Annotated in this window: 14 protein-coding genes; 12 read left to right on the plus strand and 2 right to left on the minus strand. The window is 59.3% G+C overall.

Translation table 11 applies throughout. The annotated features are described in order from the left end of the window. Positions 1-4: 4 nt before the first annotated feature. The 8 genes from nirB to HEP89_RS19680 all read left to right on the plus strand — a co-directional run bounded on the left by nirB (position 5) and on the right by HEP89_RS19680 (position 10,882). Positions 5-2,458, plus strand: a complete 2,454-nt coding sequence (nirB, locus tag HEP89_RS19645) for a nitrite reductase large subunit NirB (protein ID WP_168692855.1) — start codon at positions 5-7, stop codon at positions 2,456-2,458. Beyond that, entirely contained in the window at positions 2,455-2,796 is a 342-nt protein-coding gene (gene nirD, locus HEP89_RS19650; RefSeq protein ID WP_197923253.1) for a nitrite reductase small subunit NirD, read from the plus strand. Before nirB ends, nirD begins: the two co-directional genes overlap by 4 nt. A 31-nt stretch (positions 2,797-2,827) precedes the next feature. Further along, positions 2,828-3,673: a formate/nitrite transporter family protein gene (locus tag HEP89_RS19655; RefSeq protein ID WP_055654787.1), complete on the plus strand. Its 846-nt coding sequence runs from the start codon at positions 2,828-2,830 to the stop codon at positions 3,671-3,673. 63 nt (positions 3,674-3,736) lie between these two features. Then, a complete protein-coding gene (locus tag HEP89_RS19660) occupies positions 3,737-5,470 on the plus strand; it encodes a bifunctional protein-serine/threonine kinase/phosphatase (RefSeq protein ID WP_168692899.1) in 1,734 nt (577 codons plus the stop codon). A 9-nt stretch (positions 5,471-5,479) separates the two neighbouring features. After that, entirely contained in the window at positions 5,480-5,929 is a 450-nt protein-coding gene (gene cynS, locus HEP89_RS19665; RefSeq protein ID WP_023001126.1) for a cyanase, read from the plus strand. 22 nt (positions 5,930-5,951) lie between these two features. Then, on the plus strand, positions 5,952-8,633 hold the full coding sequence (locus HEP89_RS19670) for a nitrate reductase (protein WP_168692856.1): 2,682 nt from the start codon (positions 5,952-5,954) through the stop codon (positions 8,631-8,633). Further along, positions 8,608-10,152, plus strand: a complete 1,545-nt coding sequence (gene cysG, locus HEP89_RS19675) for a siroheme synthase CysG (RefSeq protein ID WP_168692900.1) — start codon at positions 8,608-8,610, stop codon at positions 10,150-10,152. Before HEP89_RS19670 ends, cysG begins: the two co-directional genes overlap by 26 nt. 40 nt (positions 10,153-10,192) lie before the next feature. Continuing rightward, complete coding sequence (locus HEP89_RS19680; RefSeq protein WP_023001129.1) at positions 10,193-10,882, plus strand: GntR family transcriptional regulator; 690 nt, start codon at positions 10,193-10,195, stop codon at positions 10,880-10,882. On the opposite strand, the gene HEP89_RS19685 is transcribed toward HEP89_RS19680, so the two are convergent. After that, positions 10,879-11,292: a nuclear transport factor 2 family protein gene (locus HEP89_RS19685; protein ID WP_168688140.1), complete on the minus strand. Its 414-nt coding sequence runs from the start codon at positions 11,290-11,292 to the stop codon at positions 10,879-10,881. The two genes, HEP89_RS19680 and HEP89_RS19685, sit on opposite strands and share 4 nt — an antisense overlap. Positions 11,293-11,526: 234 nt before the next feature. Here HEP89_RS19685 and HEP89_RS19690 point away from each other — a divergent pair, with 234 nt between their 5' ends. The 4 genes from HEP89_RS19690 (at position 11,527) to HEP89_RS19705 (ending at position 17,469) form a co-directional block, all read left to right on the plus strand. Then, complete coding sequence (locus tag HEP89_RS19690) at positions 11,527-12,714, plus strand: ABC transporter substrate-binding protein (protein WP_055656609.1); 1,188 nt, start codon at positions 11,527-11,529, stop codon at positions 12,712-12,714. Positions 12,715-12,799: 85 nt separating this feature from the next. After that, positions 12,800-13,675, plus strand: a complete 876-nt coding sequence (locus HEP89_RS19695) for a branched-chain amino acid ABC transporter permease (RefSeq protein ID WP_023001132.1) — start codon at positions 12,800-12,802, stop codon at positions 13,673-13,675. Positions 13,676-13,732: 57 nt separating this feature from the next. Next, positions 13,733-16,204 carry a branched-chain amino acid ABC transporter ATP-binding protein/permease gene (locus HEP89_RS19700; RefSeq protein ID WP_168692901.1) on the plus strand — a complete coding sequence of 824 codons (2,472 nt, stop codon included), beginning with the start codon at positions 13,733-13,735 and terminating at the stop codon, positions 16,202-16,204. After that, on the plus strand, positions 16,201-17,469 hold the full coding sequence (locus HEP89_RS19705) for an amidohydrolase family protein (protein ID WP_168692858.1): 1,269 nt from the start codon (positions 16,201-16,203) through the stop codon (positions 17,467-17,469). Before HEP89_RS19700 ends, HEP89_RS19705 begins: the two co-directional genes overlap by 4 nt. Here HEP89_RS19705 and HEP89_RS19710 read toward each other — a convergent pair. Continuing rightward, complete coding sequence (locus HEP89_RS19710) at positions 17,466-18,260, minus strand: FCD domain-containing protein (protein ID WP_168692860.1); 795 nt, start codon at positions 18,258-18,260, stop codon at positions 17,466-17,468. The two genes, HEP89_RS19705 and HEP89_RS19710, sit on opposite strands and share 4 nt — an antisense overlap. Positions 18,261-18,291: the final 31 nt, after the last annotated feature.

The following is an 18,291-nucleotide window of genomic DNA, read 5'->3' on the forward strand; positions in this document are numbered from 1 at the left end:
AGCCATGACAAAACAGAAACTTGTCATCGTCGGCAACGGCATGGCACCCGGGCGGATGCTCGAAAACCTGTTCGAAAAAGACAGGGATGCTTATGACGTCACCATTTTCAATGCAGAGCCGCGGGTCAACTACAACAGGCTGATGCTGTCGCCCGTGCTGTCAGGCGAGAAGTCATACGAGGACATCATCACTCATGGCGACGACTGGTATGCCGAACATGGCGTGACGCTTCACAAGGGAGCCCGGGTTGCCGAGATCGACCGGGACGCCAAAACGGTGACCTCGGAAAACGGCGTGACCGCCTCTTACGACAAGTTGGTGATCGCGACGGGATCTTCCCCCTTCATCATTCCGCTTCCTGGCAAGGATCTGGACGGGGTTCTGACCTATCGTGATCTGGACGATGTGGAAAAGATGCTGGATGCGGCCAAACGCGGCGGTCGCGCTGTTGTTATTGGTGGCGGGCTCCTGGGTCTTGAAGCGGCAGCCGGACTCAAGATGCAGGGCATGGACGTAACCGTTCTGCACCTGATGCCGACCCTGATGGAACGTCAGCTCGACCCGGCTGCGGGGTTCCTGCTCGAAGCGGAATTCAAACGCCGCGGCATCGACGTGCGCACCAAGGCAAACAGTCATGAAATCCTGGGTGATGATGCAGGCAGGGTGAGGGGCGTCCGCCTTGACGACGGCACCGAGATCGAAGCCTCGATCATCGTCATGGCCGTCGGCATCCGCCCGTCGGCCGACCTTGCCAGGGAGGTCGGGCTGGACGTCAATCGCGGTGTGCTGGTTGGCGATGATATGCGCACCAGCGATGCGGACATCTTCTCGCTCGGGGAATGCGTCGAACACCGTGGCATGTGTTACGGGCTTGTCGCGCCGCTTTATGAAATGGCGGGTGTGATTGCCGACAATCTGCTTGGCGCTTCTTCCGAATACACGGGCTCGGTCACCGCGACGAAGCTCAAGGTGACAGGTGTCGATCTCTATTCGGCAGGCGATTTTTCCGAAGGCGACGACCGGGAAGAGATCGTGCTGCGTGATGCGTCGGCCGGCGTCTATAAGCGCATCGTCCTGAAAGACAACAAGATCGTCGGTGCCGTCCTTTACGGTGAGACCTCCGATGGTCCGTGGTTCTTCGACCTCCTCAAAAAAGGTACCGACGTCTCGGACATGCGCGAGACGCTGATCTTTGGTCAGGCTTACCAGGGAGGGTCCCCGCTGGACCCTACGGCGGCCGTTGCAGCCTTGCCGGATGATGCGGAAATCTGCGGCTGCAACGGCGTATGCAAGGGCAAGATCGTTACGACGATCAAGGAGAAGGGTCTGACGACCCTGGACGGTGTTCGGGCCCACACAAAGGCCTCGAACTCCTGCGGCACCTGCACGGGGCTGGTCGAGCAACTGATGCAGGTGACCTTGGGCGATGCCTATAACCCGGCGGCCGTGACGCCGATGTGTGGTTGCACGCACCTGGGCCATGACGAGGTCCGCCGCCTGATCAAGTCCAAGGAGCTGAAATCCATTCCGGCAGTGATGCAGGAACTGGAATGGACCACGTCCGGCGGCTGTGCCAAGTGCCGGCCGGCACTCAACTACTATCTGGTCTCCGACTGGCCGGATGAATATGCGGATGATTACCAGTCCCGTTTCATCAACGAGCGTGTCCACGCCAACATCCAGAAGGACGGCACCTATTCGGTGGTCCCGCGCATGTGGGGCGGGATGACCTCGTCCAAGGAACTGCGGGCGATTGCCGATGTGGTCGACAAGTTCAACATTCCGGCGGTGAAATGCACCGGTGGCCAGCGCATCGACATGCTTGGCATCAGGAAGGAAGACCTGCCGGCAGTCTGGGCGGACCTCGGCAAGGCCGGGTTCGTTTCCGGGCAGGCCTACGCCAAGGGTCTGAGAACTGTGAAGACCTGCGTCGGGACGGACTGGTGCCGGTTCGGCACGCAGGATTCCACCGGTCTCGGCATCAAGCTGGAAAAGTTCATGTGGGGCTCATGGACCCCGGCGAAGTTGAAGATGGCGGTGTCCGGCTGCCCGCGAAACTGCGCGGAAGCAACTTGCAAGGATATCGGCATCATCTGCGTCGACAGCGGTTACGAGATCCATTTCGCCGGAGCTGCCGGTCTCGACATCAAGGGCACGGAAGTTCTGGGCCTGGTGAAGACCGAGGACGAGGCGATCGAGCATGTTGCTGCGCTCACCCAGATGTACCGCGAGCAGGGCCACTACCTGGAGCGGATCTACAAGTGGGCGAAACGCATAGGTCTGGAGGAGATTCGTCGCCAGATCATGGACGACAAGGCGATGCGCGTGGCGTATTTCGACCGTTTCGTCTTCTCCCAGAAATTCGCCCAGGTCGACCCATGGTCGGAGCGTGTCTCCGGCAAGGACAAGCATGAATTCAAGCCGATGGCTGTTCTGACGAAGGAGGCTGCCGAATGACTGCCGACATCCGTAACTGGGTCCATATCGGCACCCTTGAAGACATTCCCAGGGAGGGAGCGCGGTGCGTGAAGAATGGCGAAATGACCATCGCCATCTTCCGCACCGCCAAGGACGACGTCTTTGCGCTGGAAGACAAGTGCCCGCACAAGAACGGGCCTCTCAGTCAGGGCATTGTGCATGACGGATGTGTGACCTGCCCGTTGCACAACTGGGTGATCTCCCTGGAAACGGGAGCCGCGCAAGGAGCTGACGAAGGCCGCACGGCAGCTTTTCCCGTCCGGCTGGAGGACGGCCGGATCCTTGTCGACCTTTCCTATTCCCACGAAGCCGTCTGACCGGCCGAGCACTCTCGCGAAAGGAATTCAGATGTCATATGTAACGCCACAGGAATTTGCCACCAAGATGATCGACGCCGGTGAAGCGAAGATCTTCATGTCCACAAAGGACACGCTTATTCGGGCCTATATGGCAGGCGCCATCCTGGCCCTTGCAGCCGCCTTCGCCGTGACCATCGCCGTCAATACCGGCAATTTCCTGGTCGCCTCGATCCTGTTCCCGGTCGGCTTCTGCATGCTCTATCTGCTGGGCTTCGACCTTCTGACGGGCGTGTTCACGCTGGCGCCGCTGGCCGTGATCGCTAAACGTCCGGGCTGCACCTGGGGCGGTGTGTTCCGGAACTGGGGTCTGGTCTTTACCGGCAACTTTGCAGGTGCCCTGACCACGGCGGTGTTCATGGCGATCATCTTCACCATGGGTTTCAGCCAGGAACCGAACGCCGTCGGCCAGAAGATTGGCCAGATCGGTGAAACCCGGACGCTCGGCTATGCCGCCGCCGGCTGGGCGGGACTGCTGACGGTCTTCATTCGCGCAGTGATGTGCAACTGGATGGTTTCGACCGGTGTTGTCGCCGCGATGATGTCAAACTCTGTCTCCGGCAAGATCATGGCGATGTGGATGCCGATCCTGGTGTTCTTCTATCTCGGCTTCGAGCACTCCATCGTGAACATGTTCCTGTTCCCCTCGGGCATCATGCTTGGCGGCAACTTCACCTGGTTCGACTACTTTGCCTACAACGAAATTCCGGTTGTTGTCGGCAATCTGGTCGGCGGCCTGACCTTCGTCGGCGGCATGATCTACGCCACCCACTACAAGACATCACCATCCCGCAAGGCAGGCTACGAAAAGGCGCCGGTCGCAGCGCCCGCCGAATAAGTGTGACGCTCCGCCGTCACTGGCGGCGGAGCGTCTTTTCCCGAGGAGCCTTTTCCCGTGCTGATGCAAGTCCGCCATACCACCTTGAGCGTCGAGACCGGCCAGTATTCGTCTGCCGGACGGAAAGCCCTGAACCAGGACTTTCATGGCGCCATGGTGCCGGACGGCCCGGCCCTGGTGCACAAGGGCATCGCACTTGCTGTCGCGGACGGCATTTCCTCCAGTCCGGTTGCGCATGTCGCAGCCGAAGCGGCCGTCAAATCCTTTCTCTCCGATTACTATTGCACCTCTGAAGCCTGGACAGTGAAGACCTCTGCCGTCCGGGTGATCTCTGCCGCCAATTCCTGGCTTTTCAGCCAGACGAAACAGGTCGATGATCTCGACAGGGGCCATGTCTGCACCTTTTCTGCCCTGGTCCTGAAGGGGCGTAAGGCGCATCTCTTCCATGTCGGTGACAGCCGCATCTGGCGTCTTTCCGGCCAGAGCCTGGAACAGCTGACGGAAGACCACACTGTCCGGATTTCCGAACAGGAGAGTTATCTCGGCAGGGCTCTGGGGGTCGGGCAATCTGTCGATATCGATTATGCCGTGTTCGATCTTCGTCCGGGCGATCTGTTTGTTCTCACGACGGATGGCGTCCATGGCTTCTTGCGGGCGAAGGATATGGCCGACGCCTTGCTGGCTGGCGAAGCTCTCGATCAGACAGCCAGGACACTTGTCGAAAAGGCGCTGGCTGCAGGCAGCAACGATAATCTGACCGTTCAGATCGTGCGAGTGATCGACATCGCGGAACCCGGTGCAGATGATCTCCTGAACGGGGAAGGCACCTTGCCACCGGCACCGCTGCCGAAGGTGCCTGGCAGTCATGAAGGGTTCCGTTTGTTGCGCGGCCTGCACGCCACCAGCCGCAGCCACATCTATCTTGCGGAAAACGAAGAAACCGGCGAACCGGTGGCGCTCAAGTTTCCGTCCCTCGATTTGCGCGGAGAGGAAGACTATCTGCGCCGGTTCGCGCTGGAGGAGTGGGTTGCACGCCGGATTTCATCGCCGCATGTGTTGAACGCTTCCACCTATCCGCAGGGCCGTCAGACGCTTTTTCTGGCAACGGAGTTTGTCGAAGGCCAGACGCTTCGCCAGTGGATGATCGACAATCCTCACCCCAGCCTTGAGACCGTGCGCGGGATTCTGGAGCAGGTGGCCAGGGGATTGATGGCCTTCCACCGCAAGGAAATGGTCCATCAGGACCTGCGGCCGGAAAACATCATGATCGACACGTCCGGTACGGTAAAAATCATCGATTTCGGGTCGGTGCGGATCGCCGGCGTGATGGAAGCCGCTCCTTCGCTCGACAAGGGTGAGATCCTGGGCACCCACCAATATACCGCGCCAGAGGTGTTTCTCGGCTACCTCGGGACTGAGTACAGCGACCAGTTTTCACTCGGTGTGATCGCCTATGAAATGCTGACCGGGCGTTTGCCCTATGGTGCGGCCGTTGCCAGGGCAACGAGTGAGCGGGCACAGGCTGCACTGCGCTATCGCAGTGCGACAGCTGTCACGGAACGAGTGCCGGACTGGGTCGATGGTGCGCTTTGCCGCGCGGTTCATCCCGAGCCGGGCAAGCGCTACGAAGCGCTGAGCGCCTTCCTGGAAGATCTTCGTCGCCCGAACCCGGCCTTCAGTTCAGATCGTTTTGTCCCTCTGGCGGAACGGGATCCGGTCCGCTTCTGGCAGATCGTCTCTGCTGTTCTCGCGGTGCTCTGCGCCATCCTCTTGTTTCAACTCTTCGGCAATTCATAGGAGATTTTCATGACCGCTCTTACCCGTGAAGACGTTACCAGCATGATCCTTTCGGCGAAGCGCCAGGCGGGGCTCACATGGGAAGGCATTGCCGAAGCGATCGGCATGTCGCCTGTCTGGACCCATTCGGCGGCCATGGGCATGAACGCCATGCCGGAAGACAAGGCGAAGGCAATCACGGAGACACTCGGTCTGCCGCAAGAAGCAGCGCTGGTACTGCAGGAGAGCCCAACAAAGATCTGGTCGCAGACCGTGCCGACGGATCCATGCATCTACCGTCTTTATGAAATCGTCGGTGTCTACGGCCCGACAATCAAGGCTTTGATCCATGAGAAATTCGGCGACGGCATCATGTCGGCCATCGATTTCGACATGTCGGTAACCCGTGTTGAGAACCCCAAGGGAGACCGGGTGAAGATCGAGATGTCGGGCAAATACCTTGGCTACAACGCCTGGTAAATCAAGAACCGGGATTGATGGCATGACCGAACAAGAAAAAACAATCCGGACCACCTGTCCCTATTGCGGTGTCGGCTGCGGCGTCCTCGCGACCCGGCACCCGGACGGGACGGTGACTGTTGCAGGTGACCCCAAGCACCCATCCAATTTCGGCCGGCTGTGTTCCAAGGGTTCGGCCCTTGGAGAAACGCTTTCGCTGGATGACAGACTGCTCTATCCGGAAATCGACGGCGAACGCGCCAACTGGAATGACGCGCTCGATCTTGTCGCGCGCAACTTTCAGGATGCCATTCGGGAACATGGACCAGACAGCGTTGCGTTTTATGTGTCCGGCCAGATCCTGACCGAAGACTATTACGTCGCCAACAAACTGATGAAAGGGTTCATCGGTTCGGCGAATATCGACACCAATTCCCGCCTTTGCATGGCATCTTCGGTTGCCGGGCACCGGAGGGCATTCGGCTCGGACACGGTTCCGGGAACCTATGAAGATCTTGAACTGGCAGACCTTGTTGTGCTGGTCGGCTCCAATCTCGCCTGGTGTCATCCGGTCCTGTTCCAGCGCCTTGAAGCGGCCAAGGCTGCAAACCCGGCGTTGCGGGTGGTCGTAGTGGACCCGCGCAAGACAGCGACCTGCGCCATTGCCGATCTGCATCTGCAATTGAAGCCTGATACGGACGTTGCCCTTTTTAACGGTTTGCTCGCCTTTCTGGCGGAAGCGTCTGTCGTGAATGACAGCTATGTCAATCGGTTCACGGACGGCTTTGAGAAAGCAGTTGAGGCTGCAGGACCCTGCGAGATCGGCCAGATAGCCGAAAAGACCGGCCTGTCACGCCAGGATATCGCACTCTTCTACAAGATGTTTGCCCGGACGGAAAAGACGGTCACCGTCTATAGCCAGGGTGTCAACCAGTCAGTCGTCGGGACTGACAAGGTCAATTCCATCGTCAACACACATCTGGCAACTGGACGGATCGGAAAGCCCGGCATGGGCCCTTTTTCCGTCACGGGTCAGCCGAACGCCATGGGCGGCCGGGAAGTCGGCGGACTGGCCAATATGCTCGCCGGCCACATGGCTTTGGAAAATGCCGAACACCGGCAGATTGTGCAGGATTTCTGGCAAAGTCCGATCGTGGCTGATCGGTCCGGCTTGAAAGCTGTTGAGCTTTTCAAGGCCGTGCGGGAAGGCCGGATCAAGGCGCTCTGGATCATGGCGACAAGCCCGGTAGACAGTCTGCCGGATGCAGATGGCGTGGCAGAAGCCCTGGAAGCATGTCCTTTTGTTGTCGTTTCGGAAGTAACGCGGGCAGCCGACACGGTTCCCTATGCGAACGTGTTGCTGCCTGCAGCTGCATGGGGTGAAAAGGACGGGACGGTTACCAACTCCGAGCGCCGGATCTCAAGACAGCGTGCGTTCCTGGAGCTTCCCGGTGAGGTTCGCCCCGACTGGTGGCACCTGAGCGAAGTCGCAAGGCGCATGGGCTTTGCCGGGGCCTTTTCCTATGAAGGGGCTGCGGCGATTTTCCGTGAGCATGCGGAGCTTTCCGGTTATCGGAATGAAGGCAGCCGGGATTTCGATATCGGCGCTTATCGGGACGTGACCGATGCCGCTTTCGATGCTCTGGAGCCCTTTCAGTGGCCGCAACCGGCGGGGATGCCACCGGCCGATATGAGGTTCTTTGCCGGAGGTGGGTATTTCACGGACAACGGCAAGGGACAGTTCGTGCCTGTCGTTTTCAAGGCTCCGCGGCAAACAGAGCGCCGCTATCCGTTCTCCCTGAATACGGGCCGGATCCGAGATCAGTGGCACACCATGACGCGCACCGGCAAGACGCCGCGCCTTACCGCGCATATTGCCGAACCTTTTGCCGAACTCAACCCGATCGATGCTGAAAAGCTCGGGATCGACCCGGCAGATCTGGTGACGGTGAAAAGCCCATTTGGGGCCGTAATTGTGCGGGCGTTACTGACAGACCGGGTCGCCCCGGGAGAAGTCTTCGTGCCCATGCATTGGACCGACCAGCTTGCATCGAAAGCTCGCATCGATGCGGTCATGGCGCCCGAGACAGACCCCCATTCCGGACAACCAGGATCCAAGTTCACGCCTGTGGCTGTGGCAAAAGCGAAAATGGCCTGGTTCGGTTTTGCCGTCTTGCGCCAGCGACCGGAGAAGATCGCTGCCGACTACTGGGCCCTTGCTCCTGTTCCTGGCGGTTACCGGCTTGAGTTCGCGGCGAAATCAGATGCCGATTTCGCGGAAACCGCAGCTACGTTGACCTCGTCCAGCAACGAGACGACCGATATATCGGACGGTGCCGCTGGCTGGAGACGTTTGGCTGAGTGGCGGGACGATGTGCTGCAGGCAGCGTTCTTCTTTTCCGCATCCCCGGTGGAAGTTTCGCGCCAATGGGCTTGTGGGCTGCTGGGTGAGGGGCCCGTTTCGCCGCAGGAGCGGGCACGGGTTCTTGCCGGACGGGTGCCGGCAGACAGGCCTGATCCGGGAGCACTGGTCTGCTCCTGCTTCCAGATCGGCTGCAACCAGATTGCCGAAGCCGCACGCTGCGGTGCGACAAGTGTAGGTGCAATCGGTGAAACACTGAAAGCCGGCACGAATTGCGGCTCCTGCCGCTCGGAAATCCAGACGCTTCTCGATGAAATTGCAAAGGAAAGCCTCGATGATGCCGACATTGCGCAAGCCAGCTGAGGTAAAGCGCCGGAGCCGTCCGGCACGCGTGGGGGCTCTTGCAAGCCTGCCGCTGTTCTTTCCGCTTGAAGGAAGAAAAGTCCTGCTGGCAGGCGGCACGGAAGCTGCCGCCTGGAAGGCGGAGCTGCTGGCTGCTGCCGGGGCAGACGTGCATGTTCATGCACAGGAGCTGGAGCCGGCTTTCGAGGCACTTCTTGCGGCCGGCAGCATCAAGGGGCGTTTCATACATCACCGGTCCTGCTGGTCGCAGCAAGGCTTCGAGGGCGCAGCCCTTGCGATTGCCGATGCAGAGAGTGACGAAGAAGCAGAAGCGTTTGTTTTGGCCGCGCGGCGCACGGGAGTTCCGGTCAATGTGATCGATAACCCCGCCTATTGCGACTTCCAGTTCGGGTCCATCGTCAACCGGTCACCGGTCGTGATCGGAATCTCGACCAATGGGGTCGCGCCGATCCTTGGCCAGGCGATCCGACGGCGGATCGAGACGCTGATGCCTGAAAGTCTGCAAGGATGGGCGCAGCTGGCAAGCCGTTTGCGGGAAAAGACGCTTTCCCTGCTGGACGCAGGGGCACAGCGGCGCCGGTTCTGGGAGCGGATCTCCGAACTTGCCTTCTCGGGCAGTTCGGCGCCTGAAGAGGAAGAACATCTCGCCGAAGTACTTCTGGAGGACGCGAGGACGTCTGCTGCAGGCAAAGTCACCCTTGTGGGTGCAGGGCCGGGCGATGCCGAATATCTGACACTGAAAGCCGTGCGTGCGCTGCAATCGGCTGATGTCATCCTCTTCGATGATCTGGTCGATGACGCGGTTCTCGAACTTGCGCGTCGAGAAGCCAGGCGGATGCTGGTCGGAAAAAGAGGCGGTCGGGAAAGTTGCCGCCAGGAAGACATCAACGACATGATGGTTTCGCTGGCACGTCAGGGCAGACACGTGGTGCGGCTCAAATGCGGAGATCCGATGATCTTCGGTCGTGGTGGTGAGGAGCTCGACCGTCTTGCTGCCGAAGGCATCCCGGCAACCGTTGTTCCCGGCATCACTGCGGCTTCTGCCATGGCGGCACGCCTGGGCGTTTCCCTGACGCACCGTGACCATGCTCAGTCGGTCAGGTTCGTCACTGGCCACTCGCGCAAGGGAGATTTGCCGGAAACCGTAGATTGGGCTGCGCTCACCGACCCAGCCACCACGACCGTTTTCTACATGGGGGCGCGCATGGCCGGCCGTATCAGAGACCGGCTTGTTGCCGAGGGTTTGTCCGCAACGACCCCCGTCGTTGCCGTTTCGGGAATATCCCGCACCGACGAAAAGAGTTGGTCGGGAACACTGGACGAACTTGAACGCGGTGTCGATTTGCTCGGACTGGAAGGTCCGGTCCTCATCGGAGTGGGGCAGGTCTTCCGGGCAGCAGGCCGTCAGGCCGGGCAAGGTGAAGGATTTGAATTCCATCAGGTCTTCTCTGTGCGAGGGGAAATAGCCGGAGCTGAAAATCGAGGCATTCGGACACTTGGCAAATCTGCAGCTATTTGATTTGTTTGAGCGGCAAATCAGCTGGTGATCCGAAGCACTGATGAATCGTTCCGAACAAATTTGCGCAGCCCTGCGCAGTGCCATCCTTGAGCGTGCCCTGTTACCGGGCATGAAACTGCCGGAAGATTCGCTGGGTGAGCGTTTCGGGTCGAGCCGGACGATCGTGCGCCAGGCACTGGAACGGCTCGCAGCGGAAGGCCTTGTCGAACTGCGGCGGAACAGGGGAGCCGTTGTCGCAACCCCCAGCCTGGAAGAGGCGCGGGATCTGTTTGATCTGCGATGCCAGATCGAAGACCTCGTGGTGTCCCGGCTGAGCGCTGAATTCTCCCAGAAGCACCTTGATGCGCTGAATGCGCATCTCGACAAGGAAATTGCCGCTGAAAAGGGACCAGAGCCTGTCTCCATCCGGCTTGCCACGGAATTCCACATTCTCATGGCGCAGCTCACGGAAAGTCCGGTTCTGATCCGCTACGTGGAAGATGTCGGCTATAGATGCGGGTTGACGCTGGCGCTTTACTCACGGCCGCATTCCACTGATTGCGGGATCCAGGAGCACCGGGAAATTATTGATGCTCTTTCCAAGGGCGATGAGGATCGGGCCAGGGATCTCATGCGACACCACCTGGGGGCCGTGGCGGACCGGGCGCTGATCAAGCCCGAAAACAAGGGGCAGGGCATCTATCTCGATGCCCTGGAACCTTACGTTCGCGCCGTTCGAGGAGACGACTAGGCTTCAATGCCCATGCGGGTGAGAATTCGCTCCGCGCTGTCGTTCCAGACATCCATCTTTGTGATCTTGCCGTCATGCACTTCGAACCGGTCGACATACCGGTTGCCTTCGAAGGCGGTTCCGTCCGGCCATTCACCGTAAAGCGTCCCGACAGAGTAGACGACAACCCCGTCCGCCCCGCGAGCAACGTCGAAACGGTCCATCTTCTTCTTTACCCACTTGTACCGCTTCGCGTTAAAGCCGGTCGGACCTGAGGGATGGTTGAATACCCGTCCGCCCGTAAACGTGATCGTCACATCGTCGGCAACGTATGTCGCAGCGAGATCCGGATCGGGTTTCATGGAAGCGTCGAGATATTCCCTGACGATCTGCGCTTCCTCGGGAAGAGTGTCTTTGTTTTCGTCCTGCATGGGTCGTCCTTTTCAAAATGGCCTTCCGGAGCATAAATCCTGTCCGGTTTTTTGCATGCAAGTTTTGTATGCAAAGATTGCATGCAATTTAAGCGAAATTCTGATGTCATCGAAGGTTTGTAAAGGCCGAAATTTGGTAAGTAATTGAAATGTATAGCGATCGCTGAACTGGCATCTGACTTGCTCTTGATGTGTCGTTCGGACGTGTCGTCCGGAAAACCAGAGGAGCCGTTCATGAAATCCGCTTGCAAATTTCCGAAGGTGACACGCCGCGTCCTGATGTCAGGTGCTGTCGGCCTCGCCCTGGCCACCAGCCTGCCGGCCTTCGCCGCCGATACGATCAAGATCGGCCTTGTTGCCGCGCTAAGCGGTCAGTCCGCCAAGTCCGGACAGGCAATTACACGTGGCCTGACCATCGCGATTGACGAGATCAACGAGAAGGGCGGTGTCCTGGGCAAACCGCTTGAACTTGTAAGCCGCGATGACGAAAGCAACCCGGGAAAGGGGCTTGTCGCCGCACGTGAGCTTGTCCAGCGCGAAGGCGTTGCGGCTCTGATCGGCGGTCTGGACACACCGGTCTCCTTTGCAATCGTTCCCTTTGCAAACCAGTCAAAGGTGCCTTTTGTCGGCCCGTGGGCTGCAGGCACCGGCATCACCAAGAACGGTGCTGAAGAGAACTACATCTTCCGCGTTTCCGCCGTTGATGAATATGTCGATGAAGCGATCACCGAGTATCTGGTCACCAAATACGGCTCCAAGAAACCGGGGATGATCCTCATCAACAACCCATGGGGCGAGTCCAACGAGAAGGGGCTTTTGAAAGCGCTCGAGAAGCGCGGCATGGAGCATGCGGGTATCGAGAAGTTCGAGTCCAATGACGTCGATGTCGTACCGCAGCTCACGCGCCTCAAGGAAAACGGCGCGGATGGCCTGTTTGTTGTGGCAAACGTTGCCCCGACCGCACAGGTGGTGAAATCACTCGACCGGATGGGCTGGGATGTTGCCATGGCATCGCACTGGGGCCCGGCAGGCGGACGGTTCACGGAACTGGCCGGCAAGAGCGGCGAGAAGCTCCACTTCATCCAGACCTACCTGTTCCGGGAGGGCGATGCGAAGGGCGAGGCCATGTTCTCGAAGCTTCAGGAAAGCTTTCCCGAAATCAAGACCATGGCCGATGTGACACCCGCAACCGGTATCGCCAATGCCTATGACGCCATGCTTCTGCTGGCTGCTGCCATCGAGAAGGCCGGTTCCACCGATGGTCCGGCTATCCGACAGGCGATGTACGACATCGAGAACATCGAAGGCCTGATCAAGACCTACACCGATCCGTTCTCGCCGGAAGACCAGGATGCGATCGCGCCTGAAGACTATGTCTTCGCGCAATTCGTCGAAGGCGAAATCATCCCGATTGAAGATTGATGATGTCACCTCCCGCGGCAGGCCCGCGGGAGGTTTCTTTCCTTTGAATTAGCCCTGATCCCGTCTCACCCGCCAGGACCCACCCATGACCCTCTTGATCGCCGCCCTTGTCACCGGCATTGGCCTTGGAAGCATGTACGGGCTGATCGCGCTCGGCTTTCAGATCACCTATTCCGTTTCTTCCACCGTCAATTTCGCGCAAGGCAGCGTTGTCATGCTGGGCGCGGTTCTGGGCTTTGTCTTTACCGAACGGCTCGGCTTGAACTGGCTGATCGCCTATCCGCTTGCGATCGCCTGCTGCGGCCTTTTTGGCGTGCTTGTTGAAATACTTCTGGTTCGTCCCTTCGTGGAACGCAATTCGGAAGCCTGGCTGATGGCGACCGTCGCGGGCGGCATCTTTCTCGACAACGCCGTCCTCTTCAGCTTCGGCAACGAACCGCGGACATTGTTTTCGCCTTTGGCGCAGACCACCTGGCAGTTCGCCGGCACGGGCATCTATCCGCAGCAACTGCTTATTCCGATTGCCGCCATCGGTGTTGCTCTGGCGCTGCACTTCCTGTTCCGCAAGACCTTGCAGGGCAGGGCGCTGCTTGCCGTCGTCCAGAACAATCAGGCAGCACGGCTCATGGGGATCAACACAACCATGATGGTGTCCGGTTCCTTTGCGATTTCGGCCATGCTTGCCGGATGTGCCGGTCTTTTGATCGCGCCGCTGTTTTCCGTGCATTCGGACATGGGAACGCTCTTTGGGCTCAAGGCCTTCGCGGTGGCAATCCTGGGCGGCATGACATCGGCAGCCGGCGTCATGCTGGCAGGCTTTCTCTATGGGGTGACGGAAGCCCTGGTAACGGCCTACCTGGGCTCATCTTCCACCTACATCGTTGTCTTTGCGCTGATCATCCTTGCACTGACATTGAAGCCGGACGGTCTCTTCGGTCGTCCCGCTGTAAAGAAAGTCTGAGGAAGAGCCGTGCCCTTTCTGAACCAGCGAATTCTTCTCGACAGCGTGTTGTTCGTTATGACCGTTGCAGCCTGTGCGATGGCCGTGACAAGCGGTGGCTACACGCAGTTCGTCATCGGCCTTGTTGCAATCACGACCATCCTGGGGACCGGTCTCAACGTTCTTTATGGTTTGACTGGTCTGGTCTCACTTGGCCAGGTGGGGTTCTTTGCCATCGGCGCTTATGGTGTGGCGGTGATGACCCTGTCTGGCCTGAGCTTCTGGCTGGCACTGCCCTTGTCCGCGCTCTTGGCGGGGATCGCGGGCGTTCTGCTGGCGGTGCCTGCCGTCCGTATGGCGGGGCCGTTCCTGGCAATGGTCACGATTGCCTTCGCGTTCATTGTCGAACACGGCGCGGTGGAATGGCGTTCGCTGACCGGCGGTCAGAATGGCCTCATGGGCTTTCCAATGCCGGAGATCCTGGGCTTCGTGTTCACCGAGCGGGAACTGGTGGTGCTGGCCATCCTGCTTGCCGGATTGTCTCTCTACCTGTTTCGCCGATTGGCCGAAAGCGGCTGGGGCATGGCAATGACGGGCGTACGCGATGCTGAAACCGCAGCTGCCTCGCTTGGATATCGGCCCTTCGCGGTCAAGGCAGCCGCGTTTGCCATTGCGGCGGCGATGGCCGGGCTTGCGGGCGGTCTGTTTGCGCCGTTGATGATGTTCATCGCGCCGAGCAATTTCCCGTTCTCGCAGTCGATCCTGTTTCTCTTCGCAATCCTGATCGGCGGCGCCGGCACCGTGCTGGGGCCACTCGCCGGTGCGCTGGTAACCGTCCTGCTGCCGGAGTTCCTTTCAGATCTTGCAGAATACCGGCTGCTGTTCTTTGGCGGTTTGCTGGTGGGCGTGCTGCTGATTGCGCCTCGCGGGCTGGTCGGCACGGTGGCGTCTTACATCCCGAGGTCGAGCCGAAGCGTGGCACCGGTTTCTTCCGCAGACATCGAGCAGTTCCTCAAGGGCGGGCTTACCTCGAGTGCACTGGAAATTGAAGACCTCGGCATTTCATTCGGCGGTGTTCGGGCAGTCGATGGTGTCAGCTTCCGGATCGAGCCCGGCGAAGTAACATCCATCATCGGTCCGAACGGTGCGGGCAAGACCACCGTCCTCAACATGATAGGCGGGTTCTACCGTCCAACGCAGGGCAAGATCCTGCTTGGAAGCCGGGACCTTGCCGGGCTGCCGGCCCATGCGGTTGCCCGATCGGGGATTGCCAGGACCTACCAGACGACCAAACTTTTCGAGAATCTGACGGTGCTTGCAAATGTCGTCTCCGGGCTGGGGCGCGGTGCCCTCGGCGACCCGTGGTCCGACATTCAGTCGCCAGATCGTTTGTCGCTGGCGGCAGGACTGTTGCGATACTGCGGCTATGAAGGGGACTTCGACAAGCGTGCCGGTGATCTGCCGCATGTCGACCGCAGGCTGGTGGAGATCGCACGTGCGCTTGCCCTGAAACCTGACATCCTTCTTCTGGATGAACCGGCAGCCGGACTGATGCGTGCCGACAAGGACAAGCTCGCCATGCTGCTGCGGGATATTGCCGACCTGGGGCCTGCAGTTGTGCTCGTCGAACATGACATGGAGCTGGTCATGGGGATTTCGGACCGGATCCAGGCAGTTGACGCCGGCAAGCCTATTGCCTTTGGCACCCCGGCAGAGATCCAGGCAAACGAAACAGTGATTGCAGCCTACCTCGGCACCGGTGGCGCCACGGCCTTCCCGCGCATAAAACCGCTGCATACGGAAGAAACGCCTGTTCTTTCGACACAGAAGCTGACTGCAGGATATGGCGCGGCTCCGGTGTTGAAAGAGGTATCACTCAAGGTGCGGCCAGGTGAAATGGTGGCTCTGCTCGGGGCGAATGGTGCAGGAAAATCGACGTTTCTTTCTGCCGTTTCGGGTCTGCACAGGCCGTTCACCGGAAGCATAATCCTGAATGACGAGCAGACACAGGCCATGCAGCCGCATGAACTCGTCGGGCGTGGTCTTGTGCTGGTTCCCGAAGGTCGCCAAGTGTTTCCGGAACTGACAGTGCGCGAGAATATCGAACTGGGTGCCTACAAGAGATATTCGGATGTCAACAGCTCGGAACTGGAAGCTCATCTGAAGCGGTTTCCGCGCCTGCGTGACAGGTTGCACAGCCGCGCAGGGCTCCTTTCGGGCGGTGAGCAGCAGATGATGGCAATTGCCCGCGGTCTCATGACGAAACCCAAGATCCTGCTCCTGGACGAACCTTCGCTTGGATTGGCTCCGGCGATGGTTGAGGAGCTTTATGCGATCCTTGGTGAGTTGCGGGACGAAGGCATCACCATTCTGCTTGTCGACCAGATGGCGACGCTTGCTCTCGCCGTCGCAGATTACGCCTACGTATTGGAGCAAGGCCGTATCGTGATTGAAGGCAAGGCTGCGGATCTGGCTTCGGACCCGCGGCTGACGGCGGCCTATCTTGGCGCCACCAATGAACAGGAAACTCGCATGGAGGCGAGGGTATGAGCGGGCTAGTAATCCGGAACGTCCTGCTGGAGGGCGCTGATGCGGCTGTCGATATTGCGGTTAAGGCCGGAAAGATTTCGGCGATAGGAGCCGACCTGCCCACGAGTGCGGAAGAACTGAATGGTAACGGCGTTCTCCTGGTGCCGGGATTTGTCGAGAGCCATCTTCATCTCGACAAGGCCTGCATTCTCGACCGCTGTCGGAACGAGACAGGCACGCTGGAAGGAGCGATCTCGTCAGTTGCTGAGGCAAAGAAAGGGTTTTCTGAAGAAGACGTCTACGACCGTGGTCGAAAGGTTCTCGAAAAGGCCATTACCCAGGGCACCAACGCCATCCGGACACATGTGGAGATCGATCCGGGCATCGGCCTGACGGGGTTTTACGCCATTCAGCGGCTGAAGCAGGATTTCTCCTGGGCGCTGGACCTGCAGATATGTGTCTTTCCGCAAGAAGGGCTGATCAACAACCCGGGTACTGCCGAATTGCTGGAAGAAGCGCTCACATCCGGAGCGGACCTGCTGGGGGGGTGTCCCTATACGGACAGCGATCCGAATGGCCAGATTGCCTGCCTGTTCGAAATGGCTGAACGCCATGATGTCGATCTCGATTTCCATCTGGATTTCGATCTCGATCCATCCTGGCGTCATCTTGATGAAATCGCCCGTCAGACAATCGCCTTCGGCTGGCAGGGAAGGGTCGCGATCGGCCATGTCACCAAGCTGTCGGCCCTTTCCCGAAAGGACCTTCTGGAGGCGGTGCAAATTCTGAAAAGCGCTGAAATTGCGCTTACCGTCCTGCCGTCGACTGATCTGTTTCTGATGGGACGCGGCAGCGAAAGCCTGGTGCCGCGCGGGGTCGCGCCGGCGCATGTCTTTCATGAACACGGCGTTTGCTGCACGGTCGCAACAAACAACGTGCTCAATCCCTTCACGCCCTATGGCGACTGCTCCTTGCCGCGCATGGCCAATCTTTATGCCAATGTTCACCAGCTCGGATCAGCGGAAGACCTGAAGGCCTGTTTTGACATGGTAACGGCTGCACCACGGCGGCTGATCAACAAGGCTCACAGGATCGAAGTCGGCCAAGCGGCCACCTTCGTGGCGCTACCGGCCATGAGCGGACATCAGATCGTTTCGGAAATCATCCGGCCGGTCTGGGGGATGAAGAATGGAAAATTCACCTTCGAGCAGGCTCCGGCCAGGTTGATGGGCCCATTGGCAGCGCAAGGCCGGACCGAGGAAAGGCGAGCGGCTCTTGTGCCCTAGCTGCTCGTGGACGAGACCACATGCGCCGTCGTGCTGCCGCGTGTGCGCATGGCGGCACGTTCCTTCATGTATTTTTCCGCCTCGATCATATGACCACGCATGATCATGCGGCAGAGCTCGGCATCACCTGATTTTATCGCCCGCAGCAACTTCACCTGATAGTGCAATCCGGTTTCGCGCAGGGCAGGGTTCGGTTCCTTGTAGATCGAGCGGCAGACCGTCATGTCGCGTAGCAGGCTGAGCAGGAAGGAACATGTGAAGGCCAGGATCGGGTTCTTGCAGTGCCGGGCCAGTTCTTCGTGAAAATCAAGCTCGGCCAGGCGCTGCGAATATTCTTCTTCCGCCGTCTTTGGCTCGTCCTCGTAAAGCCGGATGCAGCCCTGCAAGGCCTGAAAACCTTCGTCTGTCAGTGTTCCGGCAACCGAGGCGGCAAGTTCCGGCTCGAGCTGTTTCCGGAGTGTGTAGATGTCGGCAATCGTCGGCTGGTCGAACAGGAACAGATTGTCCAGCATGCGGATGGCTTCACCTGGCTCCACCGATGCGACGAAGACACCACCGCCCGGGCCGCTGCGTGTTGAAATCAGCCCCTGGAACTCCAGTACCTTCAAAGCCTCACGCAGTGAACCACGTGACACCCTGACCGTTTCCGGCTGAAGCCATTCGGCGGGGATCCTGTCACCGGGGCGCAGACCGGCTTCGACGATCTGTTCGCGGATCTGCTGGGCAACCATGTCGGGCCGCCGCAGGCGTTTCCGTGTCTTGGGATCTGTCGCTCCTTCGGGAATTCTCATGGCCGGTTAAACTGCATTGCCTTGTTTTTTG

It is taken from the genome of Labrenzia sp. 5N, from assembly GCF_012395805.1.
GTDB classification, from domain to species: domain Bacteria; phylum Pseudomonadota; class Alphaproteobacteria; order Rhizobiales; family Stappiaceae; genus Roseibium; species Roseibium algicola.

Bases quoted from the DNA above. Each gene is read 5' to 3' on its own strand.
- nirB (WP_168692855.1), top strand. From the start codon at position 5: ATGACAAAACAGAAACTTGTCATCGTCGGCAACGGCATGGCACCCGGG.
- nirD (WP_197923253.1), top strand. From the start codon at position 2,455: ATGACTGCCGACATCCGTAACTGGGTCCATATCGGCACCCTTGAAGAC.
- HEP89_RS19655 (WP_055654787.1), top strand. From the start codon at position 2,828: ATGTCATATGTAACGCCACAGGAATTTGCCACCAAGATGATCGACGCC.
- HEP89_RS19660 (WP_168692899.1), top strand. From the start codon at position 3,737: ATGCAAGTCCGCCATACCACCTTGAGCGTCGAGACCGGCCAGTATTCG.
- cynS (WP_023001126.1), top strand. From the start codon at position 5,480: ATGACCGCTCTTACCCGTGAAGACGTTACCAGCATGATCCTTTCGGCG.
- HEP89_RS19670 (WP_168692856.1), top strand. From the start codon at position 5,952: ATGACCGAACAAGAAAAAACAATCCGGACCACCTGTCCCTATTGCGGT.
- cysG (WP_168692900.1), top strand. From the start codon at position 8,608: ATGCCGACATTGCGCAAGCCAGCTGAGGTAAAGCGCCGGAGCCGTCCG.
- HEP89_RS19680 (WP_023001129.1), top strand. From the start codon at position 10,193: ATGAATCGTTCCGAACAAATTTGCGCAGCCCTGCGCAGTGCCATCCTT.
- HEP89_RS19685 (WP_168688140.1), bottom strand. From the start codon at position 11,292: ATGCAGGACGAAAACAAAGACACTCTTCCCGAGGAAGCGCAGATCGTC.
- HEP89_RS19690 (WP_055656609.1), top strand. From the start codon at position 11,527: ATGAAATCCGCTTGCAAATTTCCGAAGGTGACACGCCGCGTCCTGATG.
- HEP89_RS19695 (WP_023001132.1), top strand. From the start codon at position 12,800: ATGACCCTCTTGATCGCCGCCCTTGTCACCGGCATTGGCCTTGGAAGC.
- HEP89_RS19700 (WP_168692901.1), top strand. From the start codon at position 13,733: ATGACCGTTGCAGCCTGTGCGATGGCCGTGACAAGCGGTGGCTACACG.
- HEP89_RS19705 (WP_168692858.1), top strand. From the start codon at position 16,201: ATGAGCGGGCTAGTAATCCGGAACGTCCTGCTGGAGGGCGCTGATGCG.
- HEP89_RS19710 (WP_168692860.1), bottom strand. From the start codon at position 18,260: ATGAGAATTCCCGAAGGAGCGACAGATCCCAAGACACGGAAACGCCTG.